The sequence below is a fragment of the Allobosea sp. 05T439 genome (genome assembly GCF_056396005.1).
Map to the genome: position 1 here is coordinate 156,215 of NZ_JBFTKP010000003.1, position 22,733 is coordinate 178,947.

Annotated in this window: 22 protein-coding genes; 15 read left to right on the forward strand and 7 right to left on the reverse strand. The window is 66.2% G+C overall.

Going from position 1 to position 22,733, the window contains the following annotated elements:
• Window positions 1-58: 58 nt before the first annotated feature.
• The 3 genes from AC1DIO_RS04695 to AC1DIO_RS04705 form a co-directional block, all read right to left on the reverse strand.
• Window positions 59-1,096, reverse strand: a complete 1,038-nt coding sequence (locus AC1DIO_RS04695; protein ID WP_441488569.1) for an amino acid ABC transporter substrate-binding protein — start codon at window positions 1,094-1,096, stop codon at window positions 59-61.
• Between the two features lie 386 nt (window positions 1,097-1,482).
• Window positions 1,483-2,286: a 2-oxo-hept-4-ene-1,7-dioate hydratase gene (hpaH, locus tag AC1DIO_RS04700; RefSeq protein WP_441488570.1), complete on the reverse strand. Its 804-nt coding sequence runs from the start codon at window positions 2,284-2,286 to the stop codon at window positions 1,483-1,485.
• A 3-nt stretch (window positions 2,287-2,289) separates the two neighbouring features.
• Window positions 2,290-3,159, reverse strand: a complete 870-nt coding sequence (locus AC1DIO_RS04705) for a fumarylacetoacetate hydrolase family protein (protein WP_441504666.1) — start codon at window positions 3,157-3,159, stop codon at window positions 2,290-2,292.
• Window positions 3,160-3,652: 493 nt separating this feature from the next.
• Here AC1DIO_RS04705 and AC1DIO_RS04710 point away from each other — a divergent pair, with 493 nt between their 5' ends.
• From AC1DIO_RS04710 to AC1DIO_RS04775, 14 genes are all read left to right on the forward strand, one after another.
• Window positions 3,653-4,447, forward strand: coding sequence for an IclR family transcriptional regulator (locus AC1DIO_RS04710; protein ID WP_441504667.1), 795 nt, complete (start codon window positions 3,653-3,655; stop codon window positions 4,445-4,447).
• A gap of 4 nt (window positions 4,448-4,451) precedes the next feature.
• Window positions 4,452-6,515: a hydantoinase/oxoprolinase family protein gene (locus tag AC1DIO_RS04715; protein ID WP_441504668.1), complete on the forward strand. Its 2,064-nt coding sequence runs from the start codon at window positions 4,452-4,454 to the stop codon at window positions 6,513-6,515.
• A gap of 6 nt (window positions 6,516-6,521) precedes the next feature.
• Window positions 6,522-8,072, forward strand: coding sequence for a hydantoinase B/oxoprolinase family protein (locus AC1DIO_RS04720; RefSeq protein WP_476853171.1), 1,551 nt, complete (start codon window positions 6,522-6,524; stop codon window positions 8,070-8,072).
• 107 nt (window positions 8,073-8,179) lie between these two features.
• Window positions 8,180-9,319: an ABC transporter substrate-binding protein gene (locus tag AC1DIO_RS04725; protein ID WP_441504670.1), complete on the forward strand. Its 1,140-nt coding sequence runs from the start codon at window positions 8,180-8,182 to the stop codon at window positions 9,317-9,319.
• A complete protein-coding gene (locus AC1DIO_RS04730) occupies window positions 9,316-10,062 on the forward strand; it encodes an ABC transporter ATP-binding protein (protein ID WP_441488576.1) in 747 nt (248 codons plus the stop codon). The genes AC1DIO_RS04725 and AC1DIO_RS04730 overlap by 4 nt, the downstream gene beginning before the upstream one ends.
• Window positions 10,031-10,996 (forward strand): branched-chain amino acid ABC transporter permease, encoded by a 966-nt coding sequence (locus AC1DIO_RS04735; protein ID WP_441488577.1) that lies wholly within the window; start codon window positions 10,031-10,033, stop codon window positions 10,994-10,996. The genes AC1DIO_RS04730 and AC1DIO_RS04735 overlap by 32 nt, the downstream gene beginning before the upstream one ends.
• Complete coding sequence (locus AC1DIO_RS04740) at window positions 10,993-11,841, forward strand: ABC transporter ATP-binding protein (RefSeq protein ID WP_476853172.1); 849 nt, start codon at window positions 10,993-10,995, stop codon at window positions 11,839-11,841. The genes AC1DIO_RS04735 and AC1DIO_RS04740 overlap by 4 nt, the downstream gene beginning before the upstream one ends.
• Window positions 11,834-12,712 carry a branched-chain amino acid ABC transporter permease gene (locus tag AC1DIO_RS04745; protein WP_476853173.1) on the forward strand — a complete coding sequence of 293 codons (879 nt, stop codon included), beginning with the start codon at window positions 11,834-11,836 and terminating at the stop codon, window positions 12,710-12,712. The genes AC1DIO_RS04740 and AC1DIO_RS04745 overlap by 8 nt, the downstream gene beginning before the upstream one ends.
• Before the next feature lie 57 nt (window positions 12,713-12,769).
• Complete coding sequence (locus AC1DIO_RS04750; protein WP_476853174.1) at window positions 12,770-13,102, forward strand: cupin domain-containing protein; 333 nt, start codon at window positions 12,770-12,772, stop codon at window positions 13,100-13,102.
• Window positions 13,103-13,359: 257 nt separating this feature from the next.
• Entirely contained in the window at window positions 13,360-13,902 is a 543-nt protein-coding gene (locus AC1DIO_RS04755; RefSeq protein WP_441488581.1) for a GNAT family N-acetyltransferase, read from the forward strand.
• Window positions 13,903-14,073: 171 nt separating this feature from the next.
• Window positions 14,074-15,165, forward strand: coding sequence for an alpha/beta hydrolase (locus tag AC1DIO_RS04760; protein ID WP_441504672.1), 1,092 nt, complete (start codon window positions 14,074-14,076; stop codon window positions 15,163-15,165).
• Between the two features lie 78 nt (window positions 15,166-15,243).
• Window positions 15,244-15,672: a carboxymuconolactone decarboxylase family protein gene (locus tag AC1DIO_RS04765; protein WP_441488583.1), complete on the forward strand. Its 429-nt coding sequence runs from the start codon at window positions 15,244-15,246 to the stop codon at window positions 15,670-15,672.
• 175 nt (window positions 15,673-15,847) lie between these two features.
• Window positions 15,848-16,330, forward strand: a complete 483-nt coding sequence (locus tag AC1DIO_RS04770) for a cytochrome P460 family protein (protein WP_441504673.1) — start codon at window positions 15,848-15,850, stop codon at window positions 16,328-16,330.
• A gap of 18 nt (window positions 16,331-16,348) precedes the next feature.
• Window positions 16,349-17,080, forward strand: a complete 732-nt coding sequence (locus AC1DIO_RS04775; protein WP_441488585.1) for a DUF4405 domain-containing protein — start codon at window positions 16,349-16,351, stop codon at window positions 17,078-17,080.
• Between the two features lie 34 nt (window positions 17,081-17,114).
• Here the strand turns inward: AC1DIO_RS04775 and AC1DIO_RS04780 are convergent, their stop codons facing one another.
• The gene (locus AC1DIO_RS04780) at window positions 17,115-18,008 is read right to left on the reverse strand and encodes a LysR family transcriptional regulator (protein WP_441488586.1); all 894 of its coding nucleotides are present in this window, start codon (window positions 18,006-18,008) and stop codon (window positions 17,115-17,117) included.
• Window positions 18,009-18,115: 107 nt separating this feature from the next.
• On the opposite strand from AC1DIO_RS04780, the gene AC1DIO_RS04785 reads away from it, so the two are divergent.
• Complete coding sequence (locus tag AC1DIO_RS04785) at window positions 18,116-19,111, forward strand: aldo/keto reductase (RefSeq protein WP_441504674.1); 996 nt, start codon at window positions 18,116-18,118, stop codon at window positions 19,109-19,111.
• 17 nt (window positions 19,112-19,128) lie between these two features.
• On the opposite strand, the gene AC1DIO_RS04790 is transcribed toward AC1DIO_RS04785, so the two are convergent.
• The 3 genes from AC1DIO_RS04790 to AC1DIO_RS04800 form a co-directional block, all read right to left on the reverse strand.
• A complete protein-coding gene (locus AC1DIO_RS04790) occupies window positions 19,129-20,307 on the reverse strand; it encodes a mandelate racemase/muconate lactonizing enzyme family protein (RefSeq protein WP_476853175.1) in 1,179 nt (392 codons plus the stop codon).
• Window positions 20,308-20,318: 11 nt separating this feature from the next.
• A complete protein-coding gene (locus tag AC1DIO_RS04795; RefSeq protein ID WP_441504676.1) occupies window positions 20,319-21,806 on the reverse strand; it encodes a M81 family metallopeptidase in 1,488 nt (495 codons plus the stop codon).
• Window positions 21,807-21,868: 62 nt separating this feature from the next.
• Window positions 21,869-22,732: an ABC transporter permease gene (locus tag AC1DIO_RS04800; RefSeq protein ID WP_441488590.1), complete on the reverse strand. Its 864-nt coding sequence runs from the start codon at window positions 22,730-22,732 to the stop codon at window positions 21,869-21,871.
• Window position 22,733: the final 1 nt, after the last annotated feature.

The window sequence follows — 22,733 nt, forward strand, 5'->3', positions numbered from 1 at the left end:
CTTGTCTGCGTGTGGGGAGATCGAGGCCGGCGGCTGGCGCCGGCCTCGCGCCTTTCGCTCAGCGGAGCAGCGGCGACGACATCAGGCCCTTGTTGTTCCAAAGGTTGTTGAGGCCGCGCTCGAGCTTGATCGGGCTCTTGTTGCCGAGATTGCGCTCGAACATCTCGCCGTAATTGCCGACGGCCTTGATCGCGTTGAGCGCCCAGTCATTGCCGAGCCCGAGCTTGACGCCGAAATCACCGGTCACGCCGAGCAGGCGCTGGACCTCCGGCGAGGTCGAACTCGCCTTCAGCTTCTCGACATTGGCCTGGGTGATCTCCAGCTCCTCGGCGGCGATCAGCGCATTGAGCGTCCAGCCGACGATATCCCGGAAGCGGCTATCGTCCTTGCGCACGACCGGGCCGATCGGCTCCATCGAGATCAACTCGGGCAGCACGACCCAGTCATCCGGCTTGCCGAGCTTCGACACGGCTCCGGCCAGGGCGCTCAGAACATTCGCATAGACGTCGCAACGCCCGGTTTCGAGGTTCTTCTCGTTCTGGTCGCGCGAATTGGCGGCGACCGGGGTGAACTTCAGGCCGTTCTTGCGGAAATAGTCGGCGAGGTTCAGCTCGTAATTGGAACCAGCGGAGACGCAGATCGACGCGCCATCGAGCTCCTTGGCGCTTTTGACGCCGAGCGACTTCTTCGCCAGGAAGCCCTGGCTGTCATAGAGATAGGCGCCGGGCCAGGCGACGTTCAGCTCGATATCGCGAACAAAGGTATGCGTGGCGGTGCGCGCCAGCAGATCGATGCCGCCCGACTGGAGCGTGGCGAACGCCGTCTTGATCTCGAGCGGCACGAACTTGATCTTCTCGGCATCGCCCAGCACGGCGGCGGCGACGGCACGGCAGAAATCGACCTCGAAGCCATTCCATTTCGCTGCGCTGTCGAGCGTGCTCATGCCGGTCTGCACGCCGCTGGACACGCCGCAATTGAGCAGCCCGCGCGCCTTGATCGTCTTCTGCGTGTCGCCGCTCTGGGCCGAAGCCACTGTCACGGCAGCCAGCATGCAGCCGGCAGCGAGGGTCCATTTGTTGCGCAGATATCCGAGCATTCCAATTCTCCCAGCAATTCCTACGGAGCGGTCATCGCGATCGGGGCCGCTCCGAAAACCGGGCCCCGATCTCACATAACAAGTTAATTATCAAGTTAATTATATCGGAGCGGGGAGCCGAAGAGATTGCATTCCCATTCCGATTTGATCTGGTTTGTCAGATGCTTGACTACGCGCCGGGGCTGCCGTCGCCATGACCGGGGCTGCATGGAGAGCCGACGGCTCCCCTGCCGAACGCATGCGGTGCGGCGCCCCCGCCAGCACTCCACCACTGGAGCCGAACGCCGCAAGCCGGCGCCGGCGCGACACGGCGCCGCGGGGGCCGTGGCCGCCCTCCGGGGACGCCGCCCCTTGCCCTTAGGGCAGAGGGAGCGACAGGCGTCTGCCTATTCGAAGAAGCAGCTGACGCTGCCCAGCGGGCCGTAATCGCCGGTGATGGTGTCGCCATGCCGCGCTTCCACCGGGCGAATGAAGGAGCCCGCCAGGACGATCTGGCCGGCCTCGATATGGTCGCCATAGGCGGCGAGCCGGTTCGCAAGCCAGGCGACGCCACGGGCGGGATGGTTCAGCACGCCAGCTCCGAGCCCTGTCTCCTCGACCTGGCCGTTGCGCGAGACGATGGCGCCGACCCAGCGAAGATCGACCTGGTCCGGCCGCATGGCACGGCCCCCGACGACGATGCCGGCATTGGCGGCATTGTCGGCGATCGTGTCGACGATAGTGCGGGCCTTCCCGCTCTGCGGATCGACGCGCAGAATGCGGGTATCGAGGATCTCGAGCGCCGGAGTGATGTAGTCGGTGGCATTGAGCACGTCGAAGATCCCGATATTGGGGCCCTTCAGCGGCGCCTTCATCACGAAGGCGATCTCGGCCTCGATCCGCGGCTGGATGAAGCGGTCCTTCGGCACGCTGTCGCCATCGGCGAACATCATGTCGTCGAACAGCACGCCTGAATCCGGGATGTCGATATTCAGCGCGTATTGCATCGCCTTGGAGGTCAGGCCGATCTTCCAGCCGATCACCTTTCGACCGGCGGCGATCTTGTGCTTCACCCAGGCGCCCTGGATGGAATAAGCGTCATCCATCGTCATCTGAGGATGCCTGAGCGACATCAGCCCCGTCTGGCGGCGCGTCCGTTCGGCCTCGTCGAGGCTCAGCGCCGCGGCGGCGATTTCATTGGCGTTCAGCATCGATCAGGCCTCGTCGGCAATGGTGTTGCGGAGAAGGCCGATCCCCTCGGCCTCGACCTCGACGACGTCACCGGGCTTCAGCCAGACCGGCGGCTCCAGGCGAGCCCCTGCCCCGGTCGGCGTGCCGGTGACGAGGATGTCGCCCGGCACGAGCGTGGTGAAGGTCGAGATGTAGCTGATGATCCGGCGGAAGGAGAAGACCATCCGGCTGGTCCGGTCCTCCTGGCGCAGCTCGCCGTTGACGCGGGTCGTCAGCGCGATATCGGCGATCTGCGCCTCATCGCTGAAGGGAACGAGCCATGGCCCGATGGAGCCCGAGCGGTCGAAATTCTTGCCCTGCGTGACGTTGAACTTGGCGTGCCGAACCCAGTCCCGGATCGTCCCCTCATTGCAAAGCGACAGGGCCGCGACATGGTTCAGCGCGTCGCGCTCGGCGATGCGGCGCCCCGCTTTGCCGATGACGATGACGATCTCGCCCTCATAATCGAGCTGCACGCTCTCGGGCGGGCGGATCAGCGGCTGGTCATGACCGGTGAAGGAGCGGGGAAAGCGCGGGAACAGGGAGGGATTGGCCGGGGCGGCCTGGCCATCCTTGTATTCGGCGTTGCGGTCGGGAAAATTGACGCCCACGCAGATGATCTTTTCGGGCGCGGCAATCGGAAGCTCGTAGCGGATCGCCTGGAACGGCAGATCCGGAGACAGCCCCGCCGCCGCGTCGGCAAGCTTCGCAAAGGCGCCCTCGGCTACCACCTCCTTCAGGCTCGGCCACCGAGCCGAGAAGCGGCTGGACAGGTCAATGACGCCCCCTTCCACGGCCAGGCCGTATCCGGCGCGGTTTTCAGCGGAGAAGCTGACGAATCTGGGGGCAAGCATGAATCCGGTCCTTCTGTCGCCTCGTGCCTTTGGCCGAGATCGACGTCTTCGAGAGTTGATTGCCAGGGGGATGGCGACGCGGCGGGCTGGCTTCAGCAACGGCGCAGGACCACACCGCCACGCAGGATTTATGATTATCATGTTAATTAGATAGCATGACCCGATCAAGAGGCGATCCGGCCTTATCCCCTACCCTGCCCTGACGTCCTGAGGTCGCGGCGGACATGTCGGGAAACCGCGCAGCGAAACCTGCGGTTCCGCATCGGCGCGCCATCGCTACGTGATCGATAGACGAGCAGTGGGACCACCGGTGCCCGCCCTTCACATCTGGGGAAGGCCGCCGTGACCGTTGGCGCCCATGCCGACGTCCCGTCAGCATTCCAGCCATCTCGGCGATCCGACTGACGCTTGACAGCCCGCTCGATCAAACCATAGCATATCAAATAACAAAATGATGTTTCATTATATGAAATGAAACACAGAGGGACGCTCCTTGACGCTCGATACCGACAAAGCCTCCGCCAAAGCTGTGCCTGCCGGCACAAGCACGCTCGACCTCGCCCTGCAGGCAGTCGAGTATCTGGTCCTGCAGAGCCGCCCCGTCGCACTGGCGCAGATTGCCGAGGCGCTCTCCTCCTCCAAGGCCACCATCTACCGGCATCTGGTGACGCTTCAGCGCCACGGCTTCGTCCGGCAGGATCCGAATACCGGCCGCTACGATGCCGGCATCAAGCTGATGGTCCTCGGCGAGGCGCTGCGACAGCGCTTCGATATCGTCTCGGCAGCACGCGAGGAGTTGATGACGCTCCGCGACCGCTCCGGCCAGGCCGTGACGCTTTGCGACGTGATCGATGAGGAATTGATCGTCCTCGAGCTGATCCAGGGCCGCACGATGATCGAATTCGCGATGCGGCCGGGCACGCGGCTCGCCTTCCACGCCAGCGCGCATGGCAAGATCTGGCTCGCCTTCGGCTCGCCGGAACGCAGTCGCACCGTTGCAGCCGGCGAGTTGAAGGCGTGGACGCCGAGCACGATCGTCTCCGGTGAGGCGCTTCTGGCGGAAATCGCACGCGTCCGCGAGTGCGGCTGGGCCACTGCGCCCGACCAGGTGATCACCGGCGTCAACACGCTGGCCGCCCCGGTCTTCGACCACCGCAAGGCGCTGGTCGGCTCGATCGCCATCGTCGGCTCCACGCAATTCATCGCGCCAGAACCCGATCCCGAACAGATCCGCGAAGTCGTCGGCGCAGCCGCACGCATCTCGCGCGGATTGACCTGGAAAGACTGAGATCATGACCTATTCCTTGGCCGTCGATATCGGCGGCACCTTCACGGACATCGTCCTGCGCGACTCCCGCGGCAGCCTCAGCGTCGACAAGACACTGACCACCCACCACGACCTGCTGGAGGGCTTCTTCCGGGGTGTCGATTCCGTGCTGGGCAAGGCCGGCATCGCGGCCGGCGCGATCGATGGTGTCGTGGTCCACGCCACCACGGTCGTCACCAACGCGCTGATCGAGCGCAAGGGGCTGCCGACGGCGCTCGTCGTCACGGAGGGCTTCCGCGACGTGCTCTCGATCCGCAACGAGCACCGCTATGACATGTACGATCCGCAGATCGAGTTCCCCGAGCCGCTGGTGACGCGCGAGCTGACCTTCGGCATCAAGGAGCGGGTCCTGGCAGACGGCACCCTCGCGCTTGCTCCGGCAGCCGAGGACATTACCGAACTCGCAGCCGAGATCCGCGCCTCCGGTGCTCGCGCCATCGCGATCTGCTTCCTCAACAGTTTCGCCAATCCTGAAAACGAGGTCGCGGTCGCGGCTGCCCTCTCTCGCGAACTCAACGACGTGTTCATCTGCACCTCGGCCGAGGTCGCGCCGCAGATCCGCGAATACCAGCGCGCCTCGACGGCGACGGTGAATGCCTACGCCATGCCGATCTCGCAGCCCTATCTCAAGCGGCTGAGCGACCGGCTGCGCGTCGAGGGTTTCGCCAACACGCCGCTGATCATGCTGTCCTCGGGCGGCGTCGTCGGCGCCGAGACAGCGGGCAAAAATCCCGTGCGCATGATCGAGAGCGGTCCGGCAGCCGGCGCCCTTGCTGCCTGCCACTATGCGGAGCTGCTCGGTATCGATCGACTGATGTCGTTCGACATGGGCGGCACCACGGCCAAGGCCTGCCTGATCGAGAACCGTACGCCGCTGATCACCGGGCTGTTCGAGGTCGACCGGCGCTACCGCTTCCGGGAAGGCAGCGGCCTGCCCGTCACGGTGCCTTCGATCGACCTGATCGAGATCGGCGCCGGCGGCGGCAGCATCGCCCATGTCGACGATCTCGGCCTGCTCAAGGTCGGGCCCGAAAGCGCGGGCTCCAATCCGGGACCTGCCTGCTACGGCCGCGGCGGCAAGAACGCGACCGTCACCGATGCAGATCTCGTGCTCGGCCTGATCGATGCCGAGAACTTCCTCGGCGGCGACATGTCGCTCGACAAGGCAGCCTGCGACGCCGCGATGGCGCGGCTCGGCGATGCGCTCGGCCTCAACGCCGTCCAGGCGGCGCGCGGCATCTACCGCATCGTCACGGAGGCCATGGCCTCGGCGGCGCGGACCCACGCCACCGATCGCGGCGTCGATTATCGCGGCCTGCCGCTCTTCGCCTTCGGGGGGGCCGGTCCGTTGCACGCCTGCGGCGTCGCGGACCTGCTGCAGAGCACCAGCGTGATCGTACCGCCGCAGTCGAGCGTGCTGTCGGCCTTCGGCACGCTCGTCACGCCGGTCCGGCTCGATCTGGTGCGCAGCGACCTGACGCGGGTCGACCATCTCGACTGGGGCCGCGTCGATCGTGTGCTCGGCGAGCTCGAGAGCGAGGGGCTGACGGCGCTCGGCGTATCCGGTTGCGCGGCGTCCGACGTCACGATCCTCATCGGCGCGGACATGCGCTATGTCGGCCAGCAGCACGAGGTCACGATCATCTTCGAGACCGACCCGCGCAAGAGCCGTGACAGCGCAGCGCTGACGGCACAGTTCGAGGCGGCCTATCGCACCCTCTACGGCGTCAACCCCTCGCATGTCCCGATCGAACTCGTGACCTGGCGCGTCGTGGCACGCGGTCCCCTGCCGCATTTCGACAGCCAGGCCCGGCCCCAGAACACAGCCGGTGCACCCAAGCGTCATCGTCCGGTCCATGCCTGGGAAGACGGTCAGTCGGTGCCGGTCTACGAGCGCTCCGCCCTCGCCACCGGCCAGACCATCGCCGGCCCCGCCATCATCGAGGAGCGCGAGACCACGACCGCGCTGCCCCCGGGCTGGAGCGCGACGATCGACGCGCTCGGCTGCATCGTCGCCACGAAAGGCTGAAATCCGATGGACGGAGTCGAACTCGAAATCCTCTGGTCGAACCTGATCGGTATCGTCAACGAACGCGCCAAGGCGCTGCAGCGCATCGCCTTCAGCCCGATCGTGCGCGAAGCCGGCGACCTCGCCTGCGCGCTCTTCGACCAGCGCGGACGCATGGTGGCGCAGGCCAATACCGGCACACCCGGCCATATCAACTCGCTCGCCATCGCGGGAGCCCATCTCGTGCGCCTGTTCGAAGGGCGGTGCGAACCCGGCGACGTGCTGATCACCAACGACCCCTGGCTCTCGGCCGGGCACTTCTTCGACATCACGATCCTGACGCCCATCTTCAACGGCACCAAACTGCTCGCCTATATCGGCTCGACCATCCACCACACCGATATCGGCGGCTACGGCATCGGCGCCGGTGCCCGCGACGTGCATGAGGAAGGCCTCTGGATCCCGCCGCTCAAGCTCTACGAGCGCGGCAAGCCGAGCGAGATGCTGCACGACATCATCCGCCGCAATGTGCGCACGCCCGACGCCGTCTTCGGCGACCTGTCGGCGCAGGTCTCTTCCGGCGAGGCCGCCGCCGAGCACCTGATCACGCTGTGCGAGCGCTACGGCATCGAGGACATCGAGGCCCTGTCCGACGAGATCATCGATCGCTCCGAGGAGGCGACGCGCAACGCCATCCGCAAGCTGAAGCCCGGCACCTATCATGGCGAGGCCGTCTTCGACGTTCCCGGCGGCGAGATCATCACCTTGAAGAGCGCCGTCACCGTCGATGCCGAGAGCGGTTCGATCATCGTCGACTTCGACGGTTCCTCACCGCAGACGACGACCGGCATCAACGTGGTGCTGAACTACACCCACGCCTATTCGACCTTCGCGATCCGCTCCTGCCTCAATCCGGACCTGCCGAACAACACCGGCTCGCTCGCGCCGATCGAAGTCCGCGCTCCCGTGGGCTCGATCATCAACTGCGCCTATCCTGCGCCGGTGAATGCGCGCCATGTGGTCGGCATGTACGTCCCGATGCCGATCCTGAAGGCGCTGCATCAGGTCATGCCGGAACGGGTCCTGGCGGAAGGATCAGGCGCGGTCTGGACCATTCAGATCCAGGGCCGGCGTCCGAGCGGCGAACCCTTCACCTCGTCGATGTTCAACTATTCCGGCGGCATGGGCGCGCGCGCCGGCAAGCCGGGGCCGAGCGCCACCTGCTATCCGACAGGGGTCGCGGCTGTGCCGATCGAGATCCTGGAAGCAGCGATGCCGATCGTCTTCGACCGCAAGGAACTGCGGCCGGGGTCCGGCGGCAAGGGCCGGATGCAGGGCGGGGACGGCCAGATCATCCAGTTTCACATGCGTACCKACCATGCTTGGCTGCTCAACGCGGTGCCGAGCCGGCTCGAACGCGGGCCTGACGGGATCGATGGCGGCCTGCCGGGGGCGCCCGGGCGCTTCCTCGTCAACGGCACATCCGTCAGCGAGGCGAAGAAGCTGACGATGAAGGCCGGCGACGTCGTGCTGCTGGAGACGCCCGGCGGCGGMGGCTACGGCAAGCCGGCGGCCTGAGAACTGCCATCGGGCGCAAGACCAGATCGTTGCACAAGACCAAGAAAAAGGCGGAGCCCCGCACCGGGGCGACCAGTCGAAGCCAAGGGAAACCGGGAGGACAGTTGATGAAGCAGACCCTATTTGCGGCCGGCATCGCCGCAAGCGTCGCGATGGTCGGCGCGGCGCCCGCCCGCGCGCAGGAGCCCTACAAGATCGGCGTCTCGGCAGGTCTGACCGGCTATGCCGCGACGGTCGATCGCGCCTGGCGCGACGGCGTTGAACTGGCGGCCGCGGCGGTGAACGCCAAGGGCGGCGTCATGGGCCGCAAGATCCAGGTTGTCGTCGAGGACAACCGATCCGAGCCGCAGGAGGCGGTGACCGTCTATCGGAAGATGCTGAGCTCGGACAAGGTCGACGTCTTCGTCAGCGGCTGCGTCTCGGCCGGCAATTTCGCGGCCGCCGGCCTGCTCTTGCGCGCCAAGGTGCCGATGATGCTGTGCTCGATCCTGCCGCAGCAGGCCGAGCACCTGCCCTGGGCCTTCACCACCCTGCCGCCGGCCGGCTTCGAGGTCGACAAGCGCCTGGAATACCTCAAGGAAAAGACGCAGATCCGAAAGATCGCGGTGCTGCATGACCCGACCCCCTACGCCAATCTCCAGAAGGGCGTGGCCGAGCGCAACGCGGCCAAGTACGGCCTCGAGGTCGTCTCTGTCGATCAGTACAAGCAGGACGACCCTGATCTCAGCGTCCAGATCAGCAAGGCGCGTTCGGCGGGCGCCGAAGCGATCCTGAAGATCGGGCTCGGCGGCACGACGCTGACCGCGGCCAAGAACATCAAGCAGCTCGGCGCCGACATGCTGCTGCTGACGAGCCTCGAGGACCTGGCCGTGTTCGGTCCGGTCTCCGAGGTGCTGGGCGACAAGTTCTTCTTCGTCGCCTCGCCGTCGCAGGTCTATGAGGCGCTGCCCGAGGGCACCCTCAAGACCGGCATCAAGGCCTTCCTCGAGCCCTGGCGCGAAAAATACAGGGATCGCGACCCGAACTGGGCCTCGCGCGGCTGGGACGGCGTCATGCTGACGGTCGCCGCGATCGAGAAGGCGAAGTCCTTCGAGGGCGAGAAGGTTCGCGCCGCCTATGAGGAGTTGACCGGCTTCCAGGGCACGACCGGCATCTACAATTTCCGGCCGGACCTGCATCAGGGCATCACCGAGAACCCCTTTGTGCTGGCCACCATCGAAGCCGGCAAGGTCAAGGTGGTGCAATGAGCCTCGCGGTCGCGACCAAGATAGAAGCGAGCGCTGCTCCGCCGATCCTGGCCGCGACCGGCCTCTCGGCGCGCTATGGCCATGTCGAGGCGCTGCACGGGGTCGATCTGCACATCGGCGAGGGCGAACTCGTCGCCGTGCTCGGCCCCAACGGGGCCGGCAAGTCGACGCTGCTGCGCGCGATCATGGGGCTCTCCGCCAATAGCGGCGAGGTCCGTTTCCGGGGCCAGGCGCTGTCGCGGCACGATGCAGTCGCGGTCGCTTCGCGCGGCATCGTGCTGGTGCCGGAGGGGCGCGGTCTCTTCGCCCCGATGTCCGTTGCCGACAATCTCGAACTCGGCGCCTATCGCTTGCGGGACAAGGCCGAATTCAACCGCCGGCGCGAGCGCGTGCTGACCCTGTTCCCGCGCCTGAAGGAACGGCTCGGACAGGCCGCAGGCTCCATGTCCGGCGGCGAGCAGCAGATGCTCGCCCTTGGCCGTGCGCTGATGGCCGGGCCGAAGCTGCTGCTGCTCGACGAGCCCTCGCTCGGCCTCGCGCCGCGCGTCACCGAGGAAATCCTGGAGACGCTCGGCCTCCTGAACCGCGAAGGCCTGGCGATCGTGCTGGTCGAGCAGAAGGCGCCGCTCGCGCTCGAACTTGCCAACCGCGTCTACCTGCTTTCGCTCGGGCGCATCGTCGCCGAACTCGATCCGCGTGACATCACCTCCCATGACGAACTCGCTCAGCATTACTTCGCCTGAACGGCGCCCGCTCAGGCTGGTGGGCCTGCTGCCCTGGCTCTTCGCCGGGCTCGTCGTCGGCTATGCCATGATCGTGGGCGGCTATGCCGCAACGGTCGTCGCCTTTGCGCTGATCTACGCGGTCTTCGTGACCGGGCTGAACCTGTTCATGGGCTTCGCCGCGCAGGTTTCCTTCGGGCAGAACGCCTTCGCCGCGATCGGCGGCTATATCTCCGCCGTGCTGACCGCCACCCATGGCTGGAGCCCCCTGCCCGCCATGGTGCTCGGCATCGTCGCGGCCGTGATTGCCGCCGCGATCGTCGGCTATCCCGCGCTCAGGCTGAAGGGCCATTACCTCGCGATGGGTACGCTGGCCATCGGCCTGATCACCTACGAGATCACCGTCGAATGGCAGTCGGTGACGCAGGGCTATATGGGCATCTCCGGCATCCCGCCCTTCGGGATCGGTCCCTATGAGATCACCTCCGACCGCGGCCAGCTCATCCTGCTCTCGCTGGTTGTCGCGGCTTGCGCCTTTGCGGCAGCGCGCATCCGCCGCTCGCGTTTCGGCCGAGCGCTCTCGGCTGTCGCCGGCAGCGAGGAGGCGGCGACGGCGCTCGGCATCGACGTCGCGCGCTACAAACTCGCGGCCTTCCTGCTCTCGGCCGGTTTTGCCGCGCTCGCGGGCTCGCTCTTCGTGCATGTCGTCGGCTTCGTCAGCCCCGAGGTCTTCGGGCTGCACATGGTCATCGTCACCTTCACCATGCTCTATGTCGGCGGCATCGGCACGGTCGCCGGACCTTTGGTCGGGGCGCTGATCGTCAGCCTGCTGCCGGAGACTTTTCGCGCCTTCAAGGACTATCAGGACCTCGCCTATGGCGCGGCGCTGATCCTGCTGCTGATCTATGCGCCGCGCGGCCTCGCCGGCCTCTTTGCCCCGCGGGGGCGCTCGTGAGCCGGCTTCGCCTGGACGGCGTGACGCGCCGCTTCGGCGGCCTCGTCGCAGTCGACGATGTCTCGTTCGAGGTCCCTGCCGAGGGCGTCACCGCCGTGATCGGCCCCAATGGCRCCGGCAAGACGACGCTGTTCAACCTGATCTCCGGCTTCCTGCCGCCGAGCGCAGGCCGGATCGTCTTCGAGGGCAAGGACATCACCGGCCGGCCGCCCGCGGAGATCGCCACTGCGGGACTGGTGCGGACCTTCCAGCTCGTCAAGCTGTTCGAGGATCTGAGCGTGCTCGATAACGTCAAGGTCGGGTGTCACCTGCAGGGCAAGGCCGGCCTGTTCTCGGCATTGCTGCGGCCGGCCTCTGCCCGCCGCGAGGAGGCAGCCGTCGAAGCCCGGGCGCGCGACCTCCTCGCCTTCGCCGGTCTCGCAGGGATGGCCGACGAACCGGCATCGGGCCTGCCCTATGGCCGCCAGCGCATGCTTGAACTGGCGCGCGCCATGGCGGCGGGGCCACGGCTCATCCTGCTCGACGAGCCGGCGGCCGGCCTGAATACCGAGGAATCAGCCGTGCTCTCGCGCACCATCCGGCGCATCGCCGACGAAGGCACCAGCGTGCTCCTGATCGAACACGACATGACGCTGGTGATGAATACCGCCGACCGCGTCGTCGTGGTGGATTTCGGCCGCAAGATCGCAGAGGGCACGCCGGCCGAGGTCCGCGCCGACCCGGCCGTGATCGCGGCCTATCTCGGCACCGGCAAGTCTTTCTCGAACAAGTCCTCCTCGGACAAGTCTTCCCTGAACAAGTCTTCCACCGACACGCCCGGCACGCAGGAGGCGGCCCATGGCTGACTTGTCCTATATCCCGCAAGTGCTCGTCAGCGGGCTCGGCATCGGCTGCGTCTACGGCCTGATCGGCATCGGCTTCTGCGTGATCTACAACGCCAGCGGCATCGTGAATTTCGCGCAAGGCGCCTTCGTGATGCTCGGCGGCATGATTACCCAGGTGCTGTTCGCCCGTAACGGCGTGCCGCTGCCGGTCGCCGCCCTGATCGCGATCGCAGCCGTCGCCGTGCTCGGCGTGGCGATCGAGCGCGTCGTCGTCAGGCCGCTCTGGAACCGCAAGGCGACGATGTTCGTGATGATCCTGGCGACGCTGGCCGCCCAGATCGTGATCGAGCGGCTGACGCTGATCGCAGTCGGCGACCAGCCCAAGACCCTGCCGGTCTTCACCGACCTCCCGCCGCTGATGATCKGTAGCGTCGCGATTGGCTACCAGCTGATCTGGATCGTCGGGGGATCGCTTGCGATCGTCGCAGCGCTTGCCGCCTTCTTCGGCCTGACGCGGACCGGCAAGGCCATGCGCGCCTGCTCGATCAACCGCGAGGCGGCTGCGCTGCAAGGCATCCCGGTCGCGCGCATGCTGGCACTGGCCTTCGCGCTGAGCGCGGCGCTCGGCGCCATTGCCGGCATCCTGATCACACCGACGCAGTACACCGCCTTCAATGTCGGCGTGCCCTTCGCGATCAGCGGCTTCATCGCCGCGATCGTCGGCGGCTTCGGGCGGCCTTTCGGCGCCTTTCTCGGCGGGTTGCTGCTCGGCCTGCTGCAGGCACTCGCCATCGTCGGCTTCGGCGCGGGCCTGAAGAACGTCGCGGCGCTGTCGGTGCTGCTGCTCTTCCTGTTCATCCGGCCGTCCGGCATCCTCGGCGCGGCCAAGTAGACAAGCGACGCACCCGACCGCCCGGACGGTCGCTCTTGTTCAATCGGGAGATCCACCATGGACATTCACAAGATCGACTGGAGCCAGATTCCGTGGACGCCAGTGCGTCCAGGCGTGGACCGCAAGGCCTTCTCCGGTAGTGCCGCGACAGTGGCGTTGCACCGGCTGATGCCTGGCCATGAGCCCAGGCCGCACAGCCATCCCCATGAGCAGATCGCCTATATCGTGAGTGGGACGCTGCGCTTCTTCATCGGCGGCGAAGAGCATCTCGTCGGCCCCGGCGGGCTCGTCGTGATCCCGTMCAATGTCGAGCATTGGGGCGAGGTCGTCGGCGACGAGCCCGTGCTCAATCTTGACGTCTTCACACCGCGCCGCCCGGAATACGCCTGAAACCAAGGGGTTCCAGGCCCAAGGGGGGGCGCATTCGAGGGAAAAGTCACAGCCCACGAGGGAGCCGAGGGGCTGGTCGATCGCGCGTCCGGCCGCATCCCGCCGGGTCGCGCCAGTGCCGGACGTCGGCCTCTTGGCCGAATACGGACCTAGGCAGGACGGTGCGGCGGGGCCCGATGTCGCCCATTGCGGGCAATCACGACGGGCTTATCGTCATGGCCTTGGTGGCACTCATGATGATCAGCTGGCGGTAGACTATGGCTCGCATCCCTCCGCAACATTTGACAACGGATCGCCTGGTTCTGCGCCCAACGAGCCTCGCGGATGCTGATCGCGCCTTTGAAATACAGTCGGACTGGGAGGTGACGCGCATGCTGCGAATGGCGTCGTTTCCGCCCGATCGAGCAGACATCGCGCAATGGTTCGCCGACCATCCGCGCGAATGGGCAGCGGGAGAAGCCTATCGTTTTGCGGTCGAGCTCCAGGGCAGAGCCATCGGGGTCATCGACGTCGATGAGATCTCTCAAGGCGAGGGGGAACTCGGCTATTGGTTCGAGCAGGCCAGCTGGGGCTGCGGCTATGCATCGGAAGCGGCACGAGCGGTCCTGAACTTCGCGTTTCGAACAGTCGGCCTGTCGCAGCTTCTCTCCGGACATGCCGTCGACAACGCAGCTTCGGGGCAGGTGCTTCTCAAACTCGGCTTTCGCCCACTGGACACCGTTCAGCGAAGCTCCCGCTCGAGAGGCGAGACAATCCTGCAGCGCCGCTACGTCCTGCCCGCCTCCGTAACGCTGGAGTGAGCGAGGGGCGGCCGCCCCGGGACAGCCGCGTTTCCGTGCGGTGGTCGGCGATCGCGGCACCGCCGGCATTCATTAGCACCGCTTATCTGTCCTAGTGAATCATTGAGCCTAATCGAATATCGGCCAGATCGTTAGGTTCCCCGCGAAGCTGACGCAGCAACCGAGGGGCGCATGCCGACGATCAAGACGCTATTCCTGCTTCCATCCATCCTGATCGCKACCGGTCTGCTCAGTCTGACGCCTGCGCTTTCACAATCTGCCGGGAAGCCAGAGCCTTTGGTCATTCAGGACCAGGGCAGTTTCGCGGTCGGCGGCGTGATCGCCAGCGCCCCGGGCACATTCGATGCGATGAAACCCCTGCAGCCGGCCGGGCAGACCTTCCATGGCGATCATCTCTACGCCTTCTACCAGCTGCCGGTCGCCCCGCGGAAACTCCCCATCGTGATGTGGCACGGGGCCGGGCAATTCTCGAAGACCTGGGAGACGACACCAGACGGGCGCGAAGGCTTCCAGAACATTTTCCTGCGCCGCCGTTTCGCGACCTATCTCATCGACCAGCCGCGGCGCGGCAATGCCGGCCGCAGCACGGTCGAGGCGACTATCAAGCCGACTCCCGACGAGCAGTTCTGGTTCGGCCAGTTCCGCGTCGGCATCTGGCCGACCTATTTCGACGGCGTCCAGTTCGACCGCAAGCCGGAGACGCTGAACCAGTATTTCCGTGCCATGACCCCGAACACCGGCCCGTTCGATGCAAACCTGATTTCCGATGGCGTGTCGGCGCTGTTCGCCAGGATCGGTCCCGGCATCCTGATGACGCATTCGCAGAGCGGCGGGCCAGGCTGGCTGACCGCGATCAAGAGCAAAAACGTCAAGGCGATCGTCGCCTTCGAGCCCGGCAGCGGCTTCGTCTTCCCGCAGGGCGAGCTGCCGAAGCCTGTGCCGACCGCGTTCGACACGCTTGAAGGCACGCCGGTGCCGATGTCGGACTTCATGGCACTGACCAAGCTGCCGATCATCATCTTCTACGGCGACAATATCCCGTCGAAGGCGTCCGATGTTCCGACCCAGGACGCCTGGCGTGGCCGGCTGGAGATGGCTCGGATCTGGCGCGACACCGTCAACAAGCGTGGCGGCCAAGTCACTTTGGTCCACCTGCCGGAGATCGGCATACGGGGCAACACGCATTTCCCGTTCTCGGACCTGAACAACATCGAGATTGCGGACCAGGTCTCGCGCTTCCTGGCGGACAAGCAGCTGGACTGATCACTCCCAGCACTCTCGCCGGCACGACGACGGCGCATGCCTGTCGCGGCCACTCATTCGGACAAGGAAAGCCCCACCATGAGCCCCCTCGCGCGTGCCCTGCTCGCCGCCACATGCCTGTTCGCTGCTGGCCACGCAACGACCTCCTACGCCCAACCCCAGGCGCCAGCCCCGGCCCAGCCGGCGACGCCAAAGCCGCCTTCCCGGGCGCAGCAGCTGATGGGCGATATCGCGCCAAAGCTGGCCGAGCTCACCGACACTGTCCTGTTCGGCGACATCTGGGAGCGGCCAGGCCTCTCCAGGCGCGACCGCAGCCTGGTCACCGTCAGCGCTCTCATTGCCATGAACCGCCCTGATCAGTTGCGGTCCCATCTCGCCCTGGCGCGGCAGAACGGCGTGAAGGAGGAAGAGCTCGTCGAGGCGATCACGCAGCTCGCCTTCTACACGGGCTGGCCGAACGCCGTTTCGGCGGTCGCGGTTGCGCGCGACGTGTTCAAGCCGAAATGAGGCCCGGGATGGTCGTTCCAGAGCTTGCACCACCTGGTCCCGATGGAGCGAACGGTCGGCGCAGCCCCTCTGCAACGCAGGGCGTGGCCATTCCGCGACCTCCCCGGCCCTCGACGGCACGGCCGCGGCCAGAAGCAATCATGTCTCCAATGAGCAATCCAAGGACAACCCATTCATGAAGGTGCCTACGCTTCAGATCGCCCTGGCAAGCCTGTCCATGGCCGCCGTCCTCACGGTGGGCTGGCGGGTCCATGCGGAGGCCACGAGGGTGACGTTTCCCGAACTCGACACGCTGGTCCACTACACCACCGTCCGGCGCGGCAACGTCACCGAACATATCATGACGACGCCCGCGGCGATCGAGGCCGTGAAGAACCGCCAGCCAGTGCCGGCCGGAACCCATTTCGTGCTGGTCGACCATCGCGACGGCAAGCTGTTCCGCTACTTCGTGATGGAGAAGGGCCAGAACTGGGGCGCGGATTACGACGACGACCGCCGCACCGGCGACTGGCAGTTCCAGTGGTTCTGGCCGGATCGGACKATCAACACGAGCGAGAACACCGCCCGCTGCCAGTCCTGCCACCAGAGCCAGTCGGGCAGCGAATTCCTCTTCACCGGCTATCGCATCCCCCGTTTCGACGGCAAGCCGGTCGAATAGGTCCAGGGGAGCACGAAGGTGAGTTCTCTCTTCATATCCCGGCTATGGCTCGACGCTCTGGCGGCCGGCCTGCTGCTGCTCGGGTTTGCCTATTGGTGGCTTGGCAACCCCATCCATGAGATCGCGGGAACGGCGCTGTTCCTGCTCCTGATCGCCCATAACGTCTTCAACCGGCGCTGGTATGGCGCCGTCGCACGGACCCGGCACGGGCCGCGCAGCCTGTTCAACATCAGCGTCACCGTCGCGCTCCTGATCGCCATGCTGGCGCTGGTCGCGACCAGCGTGCTGATCTCGCATGCCCTTGCCGCCTATCTGCCGGCCTGGGGCGGCTTCACCATTCGGCAGATCCACACCCTTGCCGCCTACTGGGTCCTGGTGATCGTCGCGATCCATCTCGGGCTGCGCTGGCCGATGCTGATGGGCGTGGCCCGCAACCTGTTCGGCATCAGAACGCCCAGCAGGCTGCGAACGCTCCTGCTGCGGGCAGCAGCAGTGACGATCGCCGTCCACGGCGCCTGGAGTTGCATCGTCCTCGGGCTCGGAACCAGGCTTTCCATGCAGACGACACTGGATTGGTGGAATTTCGAGGAAGCGGTGGCGGGCTTCTTCATCCATTGCGCGGCTGCCGCCGGGCTGTTCATGGTCGCAACCTATTACGGCCTGAAGCTCGTCCAGCCCGGCTGGCCCATCGGCAGCAATCGCCAACGGGAATTGCCAGGCGCGGAGCCCGGTCAGGCCAGCCAGGCATGACGTAGCGCGACCGCCATCGGCTTCACCGGCGAGATCATTCCCGGTAGCGCAGGACGTCGATCAGGACGGCCAGGGCCGGCGAGACATGCCGGCGGCTCGGATAGTACAGGTGATAGCCAGGGAATGGCGGGCACCAATCCTCCAGCACGCGCACAAGGCGCCCGTCCCGGATATGCGGGATGGCCTGATCCTCTGGCAGATAGGCGAGCCCCAACCCGTCCAAGGCGGAGTTCAGCCGCATGGCGAGGCTGTTGAACACAAGCTGCCCCTCGCCGCGGACCTTGATCTCGCGGCCGTCCTTTTCCAGCCCCCAGGCAAAGAGGCCGCCATAGGTCGGCAGGCGCGACGCGATGCAGTTATGAGCGGTCAGGTCCTGAGGAGTCTCGGGAATGCCGTAGCGGGCGAAATAGTCCGGCGAGCCAATCACGGCCATGCGCATCTCCGGGCCGATGCGAACCGCGATCATGTCCTTCGCCAGTTGCTCGCCAAGGCGCACGCCGGCGTCGTAGCCAGCCGCGACGATATCGACGAGGCCATAATCGACGATGATCTCGACCGTGATGTCGGGATGATCCGGCAGGAATTTGCGCAGGGCCGGCTGCAACATGGCGACCGCCGCGTGCTCTCCGGCCGTGATGCGTACCGTTCCCGCGGGTTTACCTCGCAACTCGCCGAGCGCCGCGATCTCCGCCTCGATCTCCTCGAAGCGCGGACCGACCGTCTCCAGAAGTCTCTTGCCCGCTTCCGTGGGCGCGACGCTGCGCGTCGTACGGGTCAGCAGGCGCAGCTTCAGTCGTTCCTCGAGTGCCTTGATCGTCTGGCTCAGGGCCGATTGCGAGACGCCCAGCTTGGCCCCGGCCTTGGTGAAGCTGCGCTCCCGCGCCACCATGGCGAAGGCAGCGAGATCGTTGAAGTTCGGCTGCGCCATTGATTAGGGGACCTTATGAGCTCTTGCGGATTATAACTCCTAATCACCGCGGGCCACGCTCGCTACATACGCGCCATCAACATCGTGAGCAGAGTGTGAGGTGGACCATGCAGAAACGGACACTCGGCAAGAGCGGCCTGAGCGTGTCGGCGCTCGGTCTCGGCTGCATGGGCCTGAGTTATGGTTATGGCCAAGCCGTCGAGGGGAAAGCCGGCGTCGAGCTGATCCGCCGGGCCTTCGACCGAGGGGTGACCTTGTTCGACACCGCCGAGTCCTATGGGCCGTTCGTCAATGAGGAGCTCCTGGGTCAGGCGCTCGCGCCGATCCGCGAGCACGTCGTCATTGCGACCAAGTTCGGGTTCGACATCGACCAGAATTCCGGAGAACGGCGCCCAGGGCTGAACAGCCGGCCCGAGCATATCAGGCGCGTCGCCGAGGCGTCCCTGAAGCGACTTCGCACCGATGTCATCGATATATTCTACCAGCACCGTGTCGATCCCGAGGTTCCCATCGAGGAGGTGGCCGGCGCAGTCCGGGCCCTGGTCGCGGAAGGCAAGGTCCGCCATTTCGGGCTGTCCGAAGCCGGCGCGGCGACGATCCGCAGGGCGCATGCGGTTCATCCCGTCGCTGCCGTCCAGAGCGAATACTCGCTGTTCTATCGCGACGCGGAAGCGGAGATCTTGCCTGTGCTCGAAGAGCTCGGCATCGGTTTCGTGCCGTTCAGCCCGCTCGGCGCCGGTTTCCTGACCGGCAAGATCGACGGCAACACGACCTTCGAACCGACGGATTTCCGCAATGCAGTGCCACGCTTCTCGGTGGAAGCCCGCAAGGCCAATGCAGCCTTGGTCACGCTCATTGAGGACGTCGCCGAGGACAAGGGCGCGACGCCCGCGCAAATCGCGCTGGCCTGGCTCCTGGCGCAGAAACCGTGGATCGTTCCCATCCCCGGCACGACGAAACCTCATCGCCTCGAGGAGAACATCGCAGCGACCGCGGTGCAGTTGACCGCGGCCGATCTCCACGAGATCGATCAGGCCCTGTCGACGATGACCTTGACCGGGGAGCGTTTGCCCGCAGCCGCATTGAAGTTGACAGGACTCTAGCCCCGTCAGGCCCCGCCTCAGATCTGCGGCGTCGCGTAGAGCACTTTGCCGTTCACCTTGATCTCGACATCCTGGAGATACTGGCGGATGCCCTCCTCGTCGATCTCCAGCCCCAGCCCGACCGCGTCCGGGACGCTGATGTCGCCATTCCCGTCCCTTTCCAGGTGGTTGCGGGTGAAGGCGAGCGCGACGGGCTTTGGCATGGCCGGATACTCGCAGATGACGTGGTCCTTCAGGCCGGCATAGGGCTGGATCGAGGCCGAGAGCGCCAGATGCGAGGTGAAGCTGTGATTGACGAAGGTCACGCCCCTGGCAACGGCGTAGTCGGCCACCTCCTTGGACGGGCCGACGCCGCCGATCCGGCCGCAATCGATCTGGATATAGCCGACGCCGCCATGATCGATCAGCTGCTTCGCCATATGGACGTTATGGGCACCCTCCCCGCCCGCCAGGCGCACGGTCGAACTGCGCTTGGCCAGGGCCGCATAGGCGTCGACGGCGCTCGCCTGGAACGGCTCCTCGAACCAGAGCGCGCCTGCCTTCTCCAGCGCGGGCAGTCTTGCGGCGGCGCGCTCGACATCCTCGATGAAGATCTGGCCGGTATCGACCAGCAGGATGCCGTCTGCGCCAAGCCCTTCGCGCGCGGCGACGAAATGCTCGGCATCCGCGGCGACGCTGCCCCGCCCGATCGGCCCCCAGCCGAACTTGGCGGCCCGGAAGTTGCGCGCTCTCGCATCGCGGGCGCGCGCCAGCGTCTCCTGCGGCGTGTCGCCGAACAGCACCGAGGCATAGGGCGTCTTGGGGTGGCTGCGCTCATAGCCGAGCAGGCGCCAAACGGGCTCTCCGCGCAGCTTGCCGAGCACATCCCACAACGCCATTTCGACGCCCGACAAGGTGTGCGGCGCCTGCAGCAGGTCCATCGAGTTATAGGCGACGTMAGCCGAGATCTGCGCGATATCGGCCGGGCTTTCGAGCGGCTTGCCGAGAACGGAATCGGCGACGGGGCGGCAGACCCCATGCGACATCGGGCAGATGAAGGCTGCGATCGAGGGCAACGGGGCTGCCTCGCACTCGCCCCAGCCGATCTGGCCGCCGGCGGCTACCCGCACCAGCAGGGCATCCTGGCTGCCATCGGCCTCGTCCGTCACCACGGGCATGGACAGGTAGAAGAAATCGACTGCATCGATCGTCGGCACGGGCTTGTCCTTCACAGCGTGTAGATGACGGGGTTCGGCGCGAAGGCCGCATCGGCCTCGAGCGGATACATCGGCCGGGCGCAGATGCTGTGCCCGAGGCTTTTCAGATTGGCCGAGGTCGCACCGGGCGCATCGATGTTGAAATTATGCTCGCACCATTGCTCGAACATGTGGTGCTCGGTATGGGGCGACTTGACCACGACGAGGTCGAAATCCTGCGGGTTCAGGCCGTTGGCGTAATACATCGCCCGGTCGAACAGGCTAACCGAATGGCTCATGACCACGATCGTGAACGGGCCCAAGGTCAGCACCGCCGTCGGGCCTGCCGCAAGCGGCGCCTTCATCGTTTCCAGCAGCGCTTCGCCATCCGAGAGCAGCTTGACCTTGGCCTCGACCTGCATCGGCGTGAAGCGGGCGGGGTCGATGGCGCCACCCAGCGCAACGCTGATCGTCGCGCCGACGCCGGCCTTGTGCGCGGCTGCGGCCGCCCCGGCATCGACCAATGGCGCCAGGACCCTGCCGCCGTAGCCGGCCGCGTACAAAGCCGCGATGATGGCGTTGCTGTCCCCCGACGCGCCCGAGGAGGTGGCGTCGGCCGCATCGGTGAAGATCAGCGGCCCTGCCATCGTCTGGGATTGGGCGATGGCGCGCTCGAGCCCGATCAGCTTGCCCTGCATCCGGAAGCGTTGCGGCCAGAATTCCTCGGCGAGGCGAAGCGCCTCGCGTTCAGCCGTGGCCGCGTCACCGTCGGTCAGGATCAGGACCTGCGAGCACAGTTCCGGCACATCGGTGAAGGGATTGCCGATCATGATGCCGGCGGCCAGCGCCCTGCCCTCCTCCTCGAGACGCCGGCAGTCGCGCAGGAGATCGCCATAGCAGCCGGTCTTGGTGATGAGCTCGTCGCCGCGGACCAGCGTCGGCATGACGACGCGTGCGGCGACAGGGCGAAGCCCGCCCTCCATCAGGCGCAGCAGCAGCGCGGCGGCGCGGCGCCCGGTATCGGCGAAATCGACATGCGGATAGGTCCAGTAGATCGCGAAGCCGTTGACCTGCCGCAGCATGCGATCGGTCAGGATGCCATGCAGGTCGAGCGAGATGACAATCGGCATGTCCGGCCCGACGCGCTTGCGCAGCGCCTCGAGCAGGTAGCCCTCCGGGTCGAGTTCGCCCTCGGCTGCCATCGCGCCGTGCAAGCAGATATAAATGCCGTCGATGCCGTCGAGACGCGCGAAGACGGCGTCGAGGAACTCCTGCGACAGGCGCTTCCAGCCTTCGGCGGAAAGCAGGCCGGCGCTGCCAGCGCGGGCGCCGATGGTCGGCACCACGGTGATGTCACCGCGCGCCTCGAACACGGCCAGCGCGCCACCKATCTCCTGGTTGGTGCCGCGCTGCTCATAGAGCGCGTCCCCCCGCCTGATGTGGAAATTGCCGTAGCCCGACGGCAGCGGATTGAACGACGAGATCTCCTGCTTGCATTCGGCGATGAGGATGCGTTTCACGTCTGGTCTCCGGTTTATCGCTCGGGCGCGGCTCTCCGCGCMGGCCTTCGGGATGGCGGTGGCTACATGGTCGAACGCGGATCGAGGGCGTCGCGCAGACCGTCGCCGAGCAGGTTGAGGCCGAGCACGGACAGGACGATCGCAAGCCCCGGGAAGATCGTGATCCACGGCGCCTCGCGCATGAAATCGCGGCCCTGGGCGATGATCGCGCCGAAGGAGGGTGCCGGCGGTGGCGGTCCGGCGCCGACAAAGGAGAGCGCGGCTTCGGCCAGGATGGCGACGGCGAAGACATAGGTCAGCCGGACGATCAGCGGCCCCATGGCGTTGACCAGCACATGCCGGAACAGGATCGACAATTCGCCCGCGCCGAGCGAGCGGGCGGCCTCGACATAGTCGAGTTCGCGCGCGACCAGCACCGAAGCGCGGACGATACGGGCCGTGTGAGGCATGGTGGCGATCGACAGGGCGATCACGACATTGGTCAGCGAGGCGCCGAGCACCGCGCTGACCACCATGGCGAGCACGATGGAGGGGAACGCCATCAGCGCATCCATCAGCCGCATGATCGGGTTGTCGAAGCGCGGGAAGAACCCTGCGACCGCGCCGATCACGGTTCCGAAGAGGCCGGTGAGAAGGACCGTCGCCGCCCCGATGCTGAGCGAGATCCGGGCCCCGACCATGACGCGGGAGAGGATGTCGCGGCCGAAATGGTCGGTGCCGAACCAGTGCGTCGCGTTGGGCGGCGTCAGGCGCATGCGGGCATTGCTGCGCAGCGGATCGAAGGGCGCGAGCAGATCGGCCAGCAGCGCGACCAGGACGATGGCGAGCACGATCGCGGCCCCGATCTGGAAGGAGCGGCTGCGGGCGAGCCGGCGAAGGCTTGCCTGCCGCGGGCTCAGGGCCGGTTTATGAAAGGCGATCGTCATG

Bases quoted from the DNA above. Each gene is read 5' to 3' on its own strand.
- AC1DIO_RS04695 (WP_441488569.1), bottom strand. From the start codon at position 1,096: ATGCTCGGATATCTGCGCAACAAATGGACCCTCGCTGCCGGCTGCATG.
- hpaH (WP_441488570.1), bottom strand. From the start codon at position 2,286: ATGCTGAACGCCAATGAAATCGCCGCCGCGGCGCTGAGCCTCGACGAG.
- AC1DIO_RS04705 (WP_441504666.1), bottom strand. From the start codon at position 3,159: ATGCTTGCCCCCAGATTCGTCAGCTTCTCCGCTGAAAACCGCGCCGGA.
- AC1DIO_RS04715 (WP_441504668.1), top strand. From the start codon at position 4,452: ATGACCTATTCCTTGGCCGTCGATATCGGCGGCACCTTCACGGACATC.
- AC1DIO_RS04725 (WP_441504670.1), top strand. From the start codon at position 8,180: ATGAAGCAGACCCTATTTGCGGCCGGCATCGCCGCAAGCGTCGCGATG.
- AC1DIO_RS04730 (WP_441488576.1), top strand. From the start codon at position 9,316: ATGAGCCTCGCGGTCGCGACCAAGATAGAAGCGAGCGCTGCTCCGCCG.
- AC1DIO_RS04735 (WP_441488577.1), top strand. From the start codon at position 10,031: ATGACGAACTCGCTCAGCATTACTTCGCCTGAACGGCGCCCGCTCAGG.
- AC1DIO_RS04755 (WP_441488581.1), top strand. From the start codon at position 13,360: ATGGCTCGCATCCCTCCGCAACATTTGACAACGGATCGCCTGGTTCTG.
- AC1DIO_RS04765 (WP_441488583.1), top strand. From the start codon at position 15,244: ATGAGCCCCCTCGCGCGTGCCCTGCTCGCCGCCACATGCCTGTTCGCT.
- AC1DIO_RS04780 (WP_441488586.1), bottom strand. From the start codon at position 18,008: ATGGCGCAGCCGAACTTCAACGATCTCGCTGCCTTCGCCATGGTGGCG.
- AC1DIO_RS04785 (WP_441504674.1), top strand. From the start codon at position 18,116: ATGCAGAAACGGACACTCGGCAAGAGCGGCCTGAGCGTGTCGGCGCTC.
- AC1DIO_RS04800 (WP_441488590.1), bottom strand. From the start codon at position 22,732: ATGACGATCGCCTTTCATAAACCGGCCCTGAGCCCGCGGCAGGCAAGC.